Genomic DNA, 12,184 nt, shown 5'->3' with positions numbered 1-12,184 from the left:
CGCAGGAGCGCCATGTTTAAGAAGATCTTGGTAGCCAACCGCGGCGAGATCGCAATTCGCGCCTTCCGCGCCGGCTATGAGCTGGGCGCGAAGACCGTCGCCGTTTACCCGTACGAGGATCGCAATTCGATCCATCGCCAGAAGTCAGATGAGGCATACCAGATCGGCCAGGAGGGCCATCCGGTCCGTGCGTACCTGGACGTTGCAGAAGTCATCCGTGTCGCCAAGGAAGCCGGCGCGGATGCCATTTACCCGGGCTACGGATTCCTGGCCGAAAACCCCGACCTCTCGCGCGCAGCAGCGGAAGCGGGCATCAAGTTCATCGGCCCGGCGGCCGAGATCCTTGAATTGGCCGGAAACAAGGTGGAGGCCCTGCGTGCCGCCCGTGCGGCGGGCATCCCGGTGCTGCAGTCCTCGGAACCCAGCTCCGATGTCGAGTACCTCACGGCGGAGGCGGACAAGATCGGTTTCCCGGTCTTCGTCAAGGCAGTGGCCGGCGGAGGCGGGCGTGGCATGCGCCGCGTGGACACCCGCGACCAGCTTGCCGAATCGCTCTCCGCAGCGATGCGCGAAGCCGCAAGCGCCTTTGGCGATGACACGATGTTCGTCGAGCAGGCCGTGCTGCGTCCGCGCCACATCGAGGTCCAGCTCCTTGCCGATGAGCACGGCAACGTCGTGCACCTCTTTGAACGGGACTGCTCGCTGCAGCGCCGCCACCAGAAGGTCATCGAGATCGCCCCGGCGCCGAACCTGGACGAGTCCATCCGCCAGGCGCTCTACAAGGACGCGGTCAAGTTCGCCAAGGCACTGAACTACCAGAACGCCGGCACCGTGGAGTTCCTCGTGGACACCGAGGGCGAGCGCGCCGGACAGCACGTGTTCATCGAGATGAACCCGCGCATCCAGGTCGAGCACACCGTCACCGAGGAAATCACCGACGTCGACCTGGTGCAGGCGCAGATGCGCATTGCCGCCGGCGCCACGCTCGAGGACCTGGGCATCCGCCAGGACGAGCTGCAGATCCGCGGCGTCGCCATGCAGTCGCGCATCACCACCGAGGACCCGGCCAACGGGTTCCGCCCGGACGTCGGCACCATCACGGTGTACCGCTCCGCAGGCGGCTCCGGGGTGCGCCTGGACGGCGGCACCATCTACACCGGTGCCGAGGTCTCCCCGCACTTCGACTCGATGCTGGTCAAGCTCACCTGCCGCGGCCGCGACTTCGCCACGGCCGCTGCCCGGCTGCGGCGTGCGCTGGCCGAATTCCGGGTCCGCGGGGTCACCACCAACATCCCGTTCCTGCAGAACGTACTTGACGACCCGGCATTCCTGGCCGGGGAGGTCGCTACCGACTTCATCGACAAGCACCCCGAGCTGCTGGCCGGACGCAAGTCCCAGGACCGCGGCACCAAGGCCCTGTCCTTCCTGGCCGAGGTCACCGTCAACCAGCCCAACGGGGAACGCGTGGAAGGCATCGACCCGCGCAAGAAGCTTCCCGCCTTCCCGGGGGACAAGGCCTCCGAGCCGGAGCGCAGCCCGTTCGACGGCCCCTCGGACCAGGCCCCGGCCGACGGCTGGCGCCAGCGCCTGCTGGAACTCGGCCCGGAGGGCTTCGCCAAGGCCCTGCGTGCGGAGACCGCCGTGGCCGTCACCGACACCACCTTCCGCGACGCCCACCAGTCGCTGCTGGCCACCCGCGTGCGCACCCGCGACCTGCTCGCCGCGGCCCCGGCCTACGCACACGTGCTGCCGCAGCTGTTCTCCATGGAGGTCTGGGGCGGGGCGACGTACGACGTGTCGCTGCGCTTCCTGGGCGAGGACCCGTGGAAGCGCCTGGCGCTGCTGCGTGCCGAGCTGCCGAACATCCCGCTGCAGATGCTGCTGCGCGGACGCAACACCGTGGGCTACACCCCGTACCCGACCGAGGTCACCGACGCGTTCGTGAAGGAAGCCGCCGCCACCGGCATCGACATCTTCCGCATCTTCGATGCGCTGAACGACGTCTCGCAGATGGCACCGGCCATCAAGGCGGTCCGCGCGACCGGCACCGCGGTGGCCGAAGTGGCCCTGTGCTACACCGGCAACCTGCTGGACCCCAACGAGGACCTGTACACCCTCGAGTACTACCTGAACCTGGCCCAGGAAATCGTCGACGCCGGCGCACACATCCTGGCCATCAAGGACATGGCCGGGCTGCTGCGCCCTGCCGCGGCCGCCAAGCTGGTCACCGCGCTGCGCGAACGCTTCGACCTGCCGGTGCACCTGCACACCCACGACACCGCCGGCGGCCAGATGGCCACGCTCATGGCTGCCATCAATGCGGGTGTCGATGCGGTGGACGTTGCCGCCGCATCCATGGCCGGGACCACCTCCCAGCCATCCGCCTCGGCACTGGTGGCCGCACTGGAGAACACCGAGCGCGACACCGGCATCTCCCTGGAGGCCGCGGCCTCCCTGGAGCCGTACTGGGAATCGGTGCGCACCATGTATGCACCGTTCGAGTCCGGGCTTGCCGCGCCGACCGGACGGGTCTACCGCCACGAGATCCCCGGCGGCCAGCTGTCGAACCTGCGCCAGCAGGCCATCGCGCTGGGCCTGGGGGAGCGCTTCGAGGCCATCGAGGACATGTACACCGCGGCGAACCACATCCTGGGCCGCCTGGTGAAGGTCACCCCGTCCTCCAAGGTGGTCGGCGACCTCGCCCTGCAACTGGTGGGCATGGGCGTGGACCCGGACGAGTTCGCGCGCGACCCGAAGTCCTTCGACATTCCGGACTCCGTGATCCAGTTCCTCTCCGGCGAGCTCGGCAACCCCCCGGGCGGCTGGCCCGAGCCGTTCCGTTCCAAGGCCCTCGAGGGCCGCGTCGTGCGCCCGCACGTCGAGGAGCTTTCGGCCGAGGACTCCGCCGCGCTGACCAAGGATTCGGACACCCGCCGCGCCACGCTCAACCGCCTGCTCTTCGCCGGCCCGACCCGTGACTACGAGGCGACCGTCGAAAACTACGGCGACGTCTCCACGCTGCACACCCGCGACTACCTCTACGGGTTGGTCAAGGGCCGCGAACACGTGGTCTCGCTGGGCAAGGGCGTGCGCCTGCTGGTGATCCTGCAGTCGATCTCCGAGTCCGACGAGAAGGGCATGCGCACCGTCACGGTGCTGCTCAACGGCCAGTCGCGCCAGCTTTTGGTGCGCGACAACTCGGTGGAGTCCACCGTGGTCGTCGCCGAGAAGGCCGACGCGGGGAACCCGAACCACGTTGCCGCGCCGTTTGCCGGTGCGGTGACCCCGCAGGTTGCGGTGGGCGACCGGATCGAGGTCGGCGGCACGGTCGCCACCATCGAGGCCATGAAGATGGAAGCCGGAATCACCTCCACGGTGGCCGGCACCGTGGCCCGCCTGGCGATCTCCGGCACCTCCCAGGTCCAGGGCGGGGATCTGCTGCTGGTCATCGAGACGGCCTAGCTGCCGCTTGCCGGCCCGCAACGGCGGGCCGGCACCAGGGCGCCTGATGCGCACGGGGATGGACCCGCCGCACCCCGACACCGGGGGCGCGGCACGGGCCATCCCCGTTCGCGTGTTATGGTGCGAACTGCCAGTGGATGCGCCAGGGGCAGGAAACATGTGGCGGCAAACCGAGCCAGGGGAGCCGCTGGTAAGGAGTGGGCCCCATGGCCAGCAAGCGGACAGGCCCCATTGCACGATGGCTCGCGCGGCGGGCAGGGCGGGTTGCCCCGGAAACGGGAGCCGTCCCGGCCTCCGCCGGGAACGCGCCGGAGCGCGATGCCGCTGCCGGCGCGGACACGCGCCCCGCGACGCCGCCACCTGCCGACACGGCCGAATCCGCGGGCACCGCCGGCGACAGGACGTCCGGGCCCGCCGCGTCAACCTCCGGCGGAGCCACCGACCCCTTGCCGCCGGCACCGGAGCAGGAGGCCGCCGCACGGGCGGCAACCGAGGAGGCGGCGTCGACCGCGGCGCCAACCGAGGATGCGGCGTCGACCGCGGCGCCAACGCCCGGGCAACGGATCCCCGCCGCTTCGTTCCCCGACGGGCCAACCGGCGACGGGCCCCTGGACGAGGGGTACCGGGCACCCGCCGATCCCGGCGACCGGAAGGACGCCGGGGCTCCCGCTGCCGGGGCCGCGGCCACGGACGCACCGGAGTCCGAAGCCGAGGTGGAAACCGGGGAACTGCCGGAGGACGACGGCGGCCCGGGCCACGGCGGCACGCCGGATCCCGGCCGGCCCCTGGACCCGGTTCCCGCGCCCCTGCCGGATGCAGCAGTGCCCGCCCGGGACCACCGGGTCATTACGCTCCTCTCCCTGGGGGAGCACGCCGGTGCCAGGACACTGGCGGCCGCATTGGCGCGCCGGACCGAGGGAAACGATTGGCGGATCCGGACGGGCGGACCGGGCCTGCTCCGGGCAGCGTTCGCCGGAATGCTGGATGACACCGACGCGCTGGTGCTCGTTTCCCCGGGGGACCCGGCCCTCAGCGCCACGCTGGGCGAGAAGCTGGCCTGGCTGGAGGCCAACGGCAGGCCGGGAATACCCGCACGCACACTCGTGGTTGTTAATCTCGGGGCCGGGGACGGCGGGGAGCTGGTGCTCCCGGCGGACCTCGACCGGCCGGTGATCCTGCTGCCCTTCGACGCGGCGCTGGGCCTGTCCGCCACCGGAAGACCCGCCCCCAGGCGGGCGACGCGGCGGGCCCTGGGCCAACTTGTCGACGAACTGACCACCATCCTTGAAGGGGCACCAAACACCACATGGCACACTACGACCTCGCCATCATCGGATCGGGATCCGGAAACTCGCTGATCACCGAGCACTGGGACGGGCGGAAGGTGGCGATCATCGATGCCGGCACCTTCGGCGGCACCTGCCTGAATGTCGGCTGCATCCCCACCAAGATGTTCGTCTACCCGGCGCAGCTGGCCGCATCCGTGGCCGAGGCCAAGGCCCTGGGCGTGTCGATGAGCTTCGACGGGGCCGACTGGGCGGCGATGCGGGATCGGATCTTCGGGCGCATCGACGCCATCTCCGAGGCCGGCAAGAACTACCGCGCCCACGAACTGGAAAACGTCACGCTCTACACCGAGCATGTCCGGTTCGTCTCGCGCAATGAGCTGAACACCGCCAGCGGCCAGAGCATCACCGCCGACAACTTCGTGATCGCCACCGGCTCGCGCCCGGTGCTGCCGCAGGTCGAGGGGATCGACCTGCCCGGGGTGCACACCTCGGACACCATCATGCGCCTCGACGCGCTGCCCCAGCGCCTGGTGATCCTCGGCGGCGGCTACATCGCCAGCGAATTCGCGGCCGTCTTCTCCGCGCTGGGCAGCGAGGTCACCCAGGTCAACCGCTCCGGCACGTTGATGCGCCGGCAGGATGCCGACATCTCTGCGGCCTTCACGCAGGCAGCCTCCGCGCGCTGGGGCGTCGAGCTCAACGCTGGGCTGCAGGGCATCGAGCAGCGCGGCGATTCGCTGGTCGTCCGCCTGCGGCGCGACGGGCAGCCCCTGGACCTCGAGGCCGACGTGGTGCTGGTGGCCACCGGGCGCACGCCCAACACCGATGCCCTCGGGGTCGCGGAACTCGGGTTCGAGATGCGCGAAGACGGCTCGCTGGTGGTGGACGAGTACCAGCGCCTGGTGGCCGACGGCCTTCCCGTGGAGGGCATCTTCGGCCTCGGCGACGCGGCCAACACCGAGCAGCTCAAGCACGTGGCCAACCGCGAGGCGCGCGTGGTGATCCACAACCTGGAGAACCCCGGCGCGATGCGGCCCATGGACCGGCGCGCCGTGCCTGCCGCGGTGTTCAGCAACCCGCAGATCGCCTACGTCGGCGCGACCGAGGCCCAGGCGCGGGCGGAACACGGTGCCGATGCGGTGCTCTCGGTCATCCAGCCCTACGGGTCCACAGCCTACGGCTGGGCCATGGAGGATTCCGAGGGCATCGTGAAGCTGCTGGCCCACCGGGACACCGGGTTGCTGCTTGGCGCCCACATCATGGGGCACGAGGCCTCGTTGCTGATTCAGCCGCTGATCCAGGCCATGGCCACCGGGCTGGACGTGGCGACCATGGCCCGCGGGCAGTTCTGGATCCACCCGGCGCTGAGCGAGGTCGTGGAAAACGCGCTGCTGGGCCTGGGCGTTCCGGCGCAGGAATCGGACCCGCTCTAGAACGCGGGGCCCTGCCTGCCCGCGGCCCCGGCCGGCCTGCCGGCGTTCACCGGGCCGTGCGCCGGGGGGAACGCGAAGGCGCCGTGGGGCGGACACCGGCCGGTGTCCGCACCACGGCGCCTTGTTGCCGCCGGCGAAGGTGCTAGGCGCGCGGCTTGGCGGCGGAGTAGATCTCCTCGAGCACCGAATCGTAGTCCTTGAGCACCTGGGCGCGCTTGATCTTCATCGACGGGGTCAGGTGCCCCGATTCCTCGGTGAAGTCGGTGGGCACGATGCGGAACTCCTTGATCGCCTCGGCCCGCGAGACAGCGGTGTTGGCCTTCTGAACCAGCGCGGCGATGGCGTCTCGGACCTGCGGCAATTCCGCGGCCTGCGCGACGGTGGTGCCGGCGGGCAGCTGGTGGCGTTCCAGCCAGCCCGGAAGCGCCTCCGCGTCCAGGGTGATGAGCGCGGCGATGAACGGACGGGCATCGCCGACCACCACGCACTGGGAGACCAGCGCGTCGGCGCGGATCTGGTCCTCGAGCTGTGCGGGGATCACGTTCTTGCCGCTGGCGGTGACGATGATTTCCTTCTTGCGCCCGGTGATCCTCAGGAACCCGTCGGCATCCAGCTCGCCGATGTCCCCGGTGCGGAACCAGCCATCGACAAAGGTCTCGTCGGTCAGGTCCGGGCGGTTGTAGTAGCCGCGCATCACGCAGAAGCCCTTGGCCAGGATCTCCCCGTCGGCGGCGATCCTCACGCCGTTGCCCGGCAACGGGCGCCCCACGGTGCCGATCTTCAGGTGCTTGGGGGTGTTCACGGTGATCGGGGCGGTGGTCTCGGTCAGGCCGTAGCCCTCCAGCACCGTCAGGCCGATGCCGTGGAAGAAGTGCCCCAGGCGTTCGCCCAGCGGGGCGCCGCCGGAGACGGCATGAACGACCTTCCCGCCCATGGCGGCGCGGATCTTGGAGTAGAGCAGCACGTCGAAGAGCTTGTGCTTGAGCTTGAGTCCCAGCGGCACCTTGCCGTCCTGTTCGGCGCGCGAGAAGGCGATGGCGGTGTCGGCGCCGGCGTGGAAGATCTTGCCCTTCCCGGCGTCCTCGGCCTTGAGCATCGAGGAGTTGTACACCTTCTCGAACACGCGCGGCACGGCGAGGATGAAGTTGGGCTGGAAGGACTGCAGATCCGGAAGCAGGTTCTTCACGTCGGCGGTGTGGGCCACCTTGACCCCGCCGGCCACGGCGAGCACCGAGATGTAGCGGGCGAAGACGTGGGCCAGCGGCAGGAACATGATGGTCGCCGCGCCCGGGTAGACGACTTCGGGAAGCTCGGCGGCGGCGTTGTCGCTGAGTTCCACGAAGTTCGAGTGGGTCAGCTCGCAGCCCTTGGGCCGCCCGGTGGTCCCGGAGGTGTAGATGATGGTGGCCAGCGAGTCCAGTCCGGCTGAACTCCGGCGTTCCTCGAGCACCGCGTCGTCCACGTCCTTGCCCGCGGTGCGCAGCGCGTCAAGCCCGTTGCCCTCGATCTGCCAGACGTGCTTCAGCTCGTCGAGCCCTTCCTGGTGGGCCGCCTGGCGCACAACGTTCTCGTGGTGCGGGGCCTCGACGACGGCGGCCACCGCGTGGGAGTCGCCCAGGATCCAGGCGACCTGTCCGGGGGAGGAGGTCTCGTAGACCGGGACCGTGACGCAGCCGGCGAACCAGATGGCGAAGTCCACCAGCGTCCATTCGTAGCGGGTGCGGGCCATCAGGCCGATGCGGGCCCCCGGTTCGATGCCGGAGGCGATGAAGCCCTTGGCCAGGGCCGCGGCGTCGGCGGCGAATTCGGAGGCGGGGATGTCGATCCAGGTGCCGTTCGGGCCGGGCTTGGCCAGCAGCGCCGGGTCGGCCGCGGAGCGGGCGTGGCGCAGGAGCAGGTCGGTGATGTTGGTCTGCGGAGTGTTCTCCACCAGCGGAGGGACTACTAGTTCCTGCATTTTGCGCTCCTTCGGTTCCGGGGCGGGGCGGTGCGAGCCAGCCAACCCCCATCGATCCCCTCACCACCCATCTTAGTGGTTCGGGTCACATTGTTTACTCACTAGTAACTTACGGGTATTTGCCCGGCTTCGCAACAAACCCCGCCGCCGTACGGCGCTGCGCTGCCCGTGCGGGGACCGTCGCGGGCGCCGGCACGGTGCCCGGGGACGCCGGCGCTAGACGCGCGCCCCGTCGTCGTCGTCCTGGCGGTGCCGCGGCAACCGGGCGAAGAGGAACACCGCGGCGGCAACGGCGATGACCACCAGCCCGATCCACAGCGGCATCGGCGCCCGGCGCCAGAAGATGGCCAGCAGCAACAGCGCCATCGGCGCCCCCGCGGCGCAGGTCCAGGCCAGGGTCAGCAGCGGGTTTCCCGATCCAAGTGCCGGGGGTTCCTCGGGGATGAATGCGCCGTCGTCATCGTCCTCGGACGCCTCGTAGTCCCGCGGCCCGGTGAGGGCCGGGTGCATCCGGAACAGCTGCGGGTCCACGGCCGGCGGCGTGTTGGCGCCGGGCAGCACGGTCCCGGGGGCATCGGGCCCGGGGGAGTCGCCCGGGGGCGCGTCGGGGGCCTCCGGGGCGGCGGCGGGGTCCGCCTCCAGGCGGCGGACCAGGTCCTCCCAGACGGCGTCGTCGGAATCGCCGGATTCGGCCGGCTCGTGAAACGGGTTGGTCATGGCCTGCTGGTGTCCACTTCCTGAAAGAACTCGATGGTGCGGGCGAAAATCTCTTCCGCCTCATGGTCAAGCGTGGCCACGTGGTAGCTGCGCGTCAACCGTTTCACCTCAAGGTGGACACCGGGCTTGAGTCCGGCGCGCAGCACCTGAAGGCTGGATTCGGGCACCACGTGGTCGGTGTCCGAGCGGAACACGAGCACCGGTGCGGTGATGGATCCCAGCCGCGCGGCGGTGGCCTTGAAAAGCTTGCGCAGCTCGTGCACCCCGGCCACCGGGGTGCGGTCGTAGGCGTGCTCGTTGCCGCCGGGCTTGGCGATGTCGTTGGCGATGGCCGCGACGCTCGGCGCCACGAAGCGCAGCGCCCCGGTGAACGGGGCCAGCGGGGAGGCGATGGTCAGCCCCGGGTTCACCAGGGCAAGCCCGGCCACCGCGTGGGTCGAGGCCAGGTTCAGCGCCAGCGCACCTCCCATCGACAGGCCCGCGACAAAGACGCGTGAATGCGTGGCGGCCAGCGCCGCGTACCCCTGGTGCACCGCCTCGAGGATCTGCGTGTACCTGGTGCCGGCCAGGTCCTGCCAACTGGTGCCGTGCCCGGGCAGCAGCGGCAGGTCAACGGTGTAGCCGGCCCCGGCCAGGGCGCGGGCCCACGGCAGCAGCCCGGCCGGCCCGGCCGTGAACCCGTGCAGCACCAACACCGCCTCGCCGTTCGTCCCGTCGTGGTGGAACGGTGCATTGGGGCCGGCGGACCCTGGTGTCTCTGGCATCTGGTGCGTGCTCCTGGGTGGGAATCGGAGGTCCGCCGCGGAGCTGCACCCGGTGCCTGCGTCGTGCCGAGTGTGACCGATGGCGTTTTTTGCCTACAGTTAGAGCCTAACTGAGAACCCGGCATTCCCCGCCGGGTCCGCGGGCCCCGGGCGCGCGGATTCCGGAGGGAACACCGCGACCACCCCACCGCACCCCGCACCTCGGCCCGGAAGGCACCCACGGAAATGTTCTACCAATTCATGAAGAGGTTCATCGTCGGGCCGCTGGTGAACGTGTTCTTCCGCCCCTGGGCCAAGGGGCTGGAGAACATCCCGGCCGAGGGAGGCGCGATCCTGGCCAGCAACCACCTCTCGGTCTCGGATTCGATCTTCCTGCCCGTGGCCGTGGACCGCACGGTGATCTTCCTGGCGAAGATGGACTACTTCACCGGCAAGGGCCCCAAGGGCCGGATCACCGCCTGGTTCTTCCGCATGATCAACCAGATCCCGATGGACCGCTCCGGCGGGGCCGCCAGCGCGAACTCGCTCGGTGCCGGTGCCCAGGCGCTGGTCGACGGATCCCTGCTGGGCATCTACCCCGAGGGCACCCGCAGCCCCGACGGCCGGCTCTACCGCGGCAAGCTGGGGGTCGCGAAGCTGGCGCTGGAGGCCGGGGTCCCGGTGATCCCGGTCGCGATGATCGGCACCGACAAGGTCCAGCCCATCGGCAAGCGGGTGCCGACCATCCGCCGCGTGGGCATGATCATCGGCGAGCCGCTGGACTTCTCCCGCTACGCCGGGATGAGCGAGGACCGCTTCGTGCAGCGCTCGGTGGTGGACGAGATCATGTACGCGATCATGCGCCTGTCCGGGCAGGAATACGTGGACACCTACGCCGCCACGGTGAAGGCGAAGCTGGATGCCGAGCGCCGCGCGAGCGGCAAGAAGAAGTAGCGCCCGGTGCCGGTGCGCGGCACTGTGAACGCCCCGAGTCGGACGGTTACGCGCAAAATGCCCGCCGGGCCCCGGGGCGGTTTACCCTAGAGGGGTGACTCAGCTATCTTCGACTTCCTCAATGCCCGGACAATCCCCGGCGGGTCCGGCAGCGGACCCCGCCCTGGACATCTGGCGCACCCTGCCCATCGCCCAGCAGCCGACGTGGAGCGAGAGCCCGCATTATGCCGAGTCCGTCCGCGAACTCGGTTCCCGCCCGCCGCTGGTCTTCGCCGGCGAGGTGGACATCCTGCGCGATCGCCTGGCCGCCGCGGCCCAGGGCAAGGCCTTCCTGCTCCAGGGCGGCGACTGCGCCGAGACCTTCGACGGCGCCACCGCCGACAAGATCTCCGCCCGCGTGAAGACCATCCTGCAGATGGCCGTCGTGCTGACCTATGGCGCCTCGATGCCGGTCATCAAGATGGGACGCATGGCGGGCCAGTTCGCCAAGCCGCGTTCCTCCAACGACGAGACCCGCGACGGGGTGACGCTGCCGGCCTTCCGCGGCGACATCGTCAACGGCTACGACTTCACCCCCGAATCCCGCGCGCACGACCCGCGCCGCATGGTCGAGGCCTACAACACCTCCTCGGCCACGCTGAACCTGATCCGCGCCTTCACCCAGGGCGGCTTTGCCGACCTGCGCAGCGTGCACTCCTGGAACAAGGGCTTCATGGCGAACCCGGCGCACACCGCCTACGAGCAGCTCGCCGGGGAGATCGACCGCGCGGTGAAGTTCATGGACGCCTGCGGCGCGGACTTCGAGGCGCTGAAGCGCACCGAGTTCTTCGCCTCCCACGAGGCCCTGCTGCTGGACTACGAGCGCGCGCTGACCCGCACCGACTCGCGCACCTCCCAGCCCTACGACACTTCCGGCCACTTCCTGTGGATCGGTGAGCGCACCCGCCAGCTCGATGGCGCGCACGTGGACTTCCTCTCGCGGGTGCGCAACCCGATCGGCGTCAAGCTCGGCCCGACCACCACCCCCGAGGACGCCCTGGCGCTCATCGACAAGCTCGACCCGAACCGCGAGCCGGGCCGCCTGACCTTCATCACCCGGATGGGAGCGGGCAACATCCGCGAGAAGCTGCCGAACCTGGTGGAGAAGGTCACCGCCTCCGGCGCCCAGGTCCTCTGGGTCACCGACCCGATGCACGGGAACACCGTCACCTCGGAGAACGGCTACAAGACCCGCCGCTTCGACGACGTCATGGACGAGGTCCGCGGCTTCTTCGAGGTCCACGACGCGCTGGGCACCTTCCCGGGCGGCCTGCATGTGGAGATGACCGGCGACGACGTGGCCGAGTGCCTGGGAGGTGCCGACCCGATCCGCCAGGAGCAGTTCGACGACCTCTACGAGTCGGTCTGCGACCCGCGCCTGAACCACAAGCAGTCCCTGGAGATGGCCTTCCTGGTTTCCGGTGCGCTGGCCAAACGCGGTCCGCGCGGCTAACGCCACCTTCGGCCCATGCACATTGGCCGGGTTCCTTCCCCCTCGGGGGAGCGGAACCCGGCCATCGGCGTTTCGGTGGATCGCTGAAAGGTCCGGCAGCCCGGAACCCGGCGCGACGGGGAGCGCGGCGGCAGCGG

Annotated in this window: 8 protein-coding genes; 5 read left to right on the top strand and 3 right to left on the bottom strand. The window is 70.0% G+C overall.

Annotated elements, in window-relative coordinates:
• Window positions 1-12 precede the first annotated feature (12 nt).
• From J2T21_RS16020 to J2T21_RS16010, 3 genes are all read left to right on the top strand, one after another.
• On the top strand, window positions 13-3,462 hold the full coding sequence (locus J2T21_RS16020) for a pyruvate carboxylase (protein WP_307582653.1): 3,450 nt from the start codon (window positions 13-15) through the stop codon (window positions 3,460-3,462).
• Window positions 3,463-3,668: 206 nt separating this feature from the next.
• Entirely contained in the window at window positions 3,669-4,820 is a 1,152-nt protein-coding gene (locus J2T21_RS16015) for a hypothetical protein (protein ID WP_307582651.1), read from the top strand.
• Entirely contained in the window at window positions 4,769-6,184 is a 1,416-nt protein-coding gene (locus J2T21_RS16010) for a mycothione reductase (RefSeq protein ID WP_307582650.1), read from the top strand. Before J2T21_RS16015 ends, J2T21_RS16010 begins: the two co-directional genes overlap by 52 nt.
• Window positions 6,185-6,326: 142 nt before the next feature.
• On the opposite strand, the gene J2T21_RS16005 is transcribed toward J2T21_RS16010, so the two are convergent.
• From J2T21_RS16005 to J2T21_RS15995, 3 genes are all read right to left on the bottom strand, one after another.
• Entirely contained in the window at window positions 6,327-8,141 is a 1,815-nt protein-coding gene (locus J2T21_RS16005; RefSeq protein WP_307582647.1) for an AMP-dependent synthetase/ligase, read from the bottom strand.
• 216 nt (window positions 8,142-8,357) lie between these two features.
• Window positions 8,358-8,858 carry a hypothetical protein gene (locus J2T21_RS16000; RefSeq protein ID WP_307582646.1) on the bottom strand — a complete coding sequence of 167 codons (501 nt, stop codon included), beginning with the start codon at window positions 8,856-8,858 and terminating at the stop codon, window positions 8,358-8,360.
• Window positions 8,855-9,622 carry an alpha/beta hydrolase gene (locus J2T21_RS15995; RefSeq protein WP_307582644.1) on the bottom strand — a complete coding sequence of 256 codons (768 nt, stop codon included), beginning with the start codon at window positions 9,620-9,622 and terminating at the stop codon, window positions 8,855-8,857. Before J2T21_RS15995 ends, J2T21_RS16000 begins: the two co-directional genes overlap by 4 nt.
• Window positions 9,623-9,847: 225 nt before the next feature.
• Here J2T21_RS15995 and J2T21_RS15990 point away from each other — a divergent pair, with 225 nt between their 5' ends.
• Window positions 9,848-10,555, top strand: coding sequence for a lysophospholipid acyltransferase family protein (locus tag J2T21_RS15990; RefSeq protein WP_307582642.1), 708 nt, complete (start codon window positions 9,848-9,850; stop codon window positions 10,553-10,555).
• A gap of 121 nt (window positions 10,556-10,676) precedes the next feature.
• A complete protein-coding gene (locus J2T21_RS15985) occupies window positions 10,677-12,047 on the top strand; it encodes a class II 3-deoxy-7-phosphoheptulonate synthase (RefSeq protein ID WP_307582640.1) in 1,371 nt (456 codons plus the stop codon).
• Window positions 12,048-12,184 lie beyond the last annotated feature (137 nt).

Source organism: Paeniglutamicibacter psychrophenolicus, from assembly GCF_030812255.1.
GTDB classification, from domain to species: Bacteria; Actinomycetota; Actinomycetes; order Actinomycetales; family Micrococcaceae; genus Paeniglutamicibacter; species Paeniglutamicibacter psychrophenolicus_A.
The sequence above is the reverse complement of the archived record's forward strand: the minus strand, read 5'-3'. Positions and strand labels throughout refer to the sequence as shown.

Coding starts and splice junctions, on each gene's coding strand:
- J2T21_RS16020 (WP_307582653.1), top strand. CDS start 13: ATGTTTAAGAAGATCTTGGTAGCCAACCGCGGCGAGATCGCAATTCGC.
- J2T21_RS16015 (WP_307582651.1), top strand. CDS start 3,669: ATGGCCAGCAAGCGGACAGGCCCCATTGCACGATGGCTCGCGCGGCGG.
- J2T21_RS16010 (WP_307582650.1), top strand. CDS start 4,769: ATGGCACACTACGACCTCGCCATCATCGGATCGGGATCCGGAAACTCG.
- J2T21_RS16005 (WP_307582647.1), bottom strand. CDS start 8,141: ATGCAGGAACTAGTAGTCCCTCCGCTGGTGGAGAACACTCCGCAGACC.
- J2T21_RS16000 (WP_307582646.1), bottom strand. CDS start 8,858: ATGACCAACCCGTTTCACGAGCCGGCCGAATCCGGCGATTCCGACGAC.
- J2T21_RS15995 (WP_307582644.1), bottom strand. CDS start 9,622: ATGCCAGAGACACCAGGGTCCGCCGGCCCCAATGCACCGTTCCACCAC.
- J2T21_RS15990 (WP_307582642.1), top strand. CDS start 9,848: ATGTTCTACCAATTCATGAAGAGGTTCATCGTCGGGCCGCTGGTGAAC.
- J2T21_RS15985 (WP_307582640.1), top strand. CDS start 10,677: ATGCCCGGACAATCCCCGGCGGGTCCGGCAGCGGACCCCGCCCTGGAC.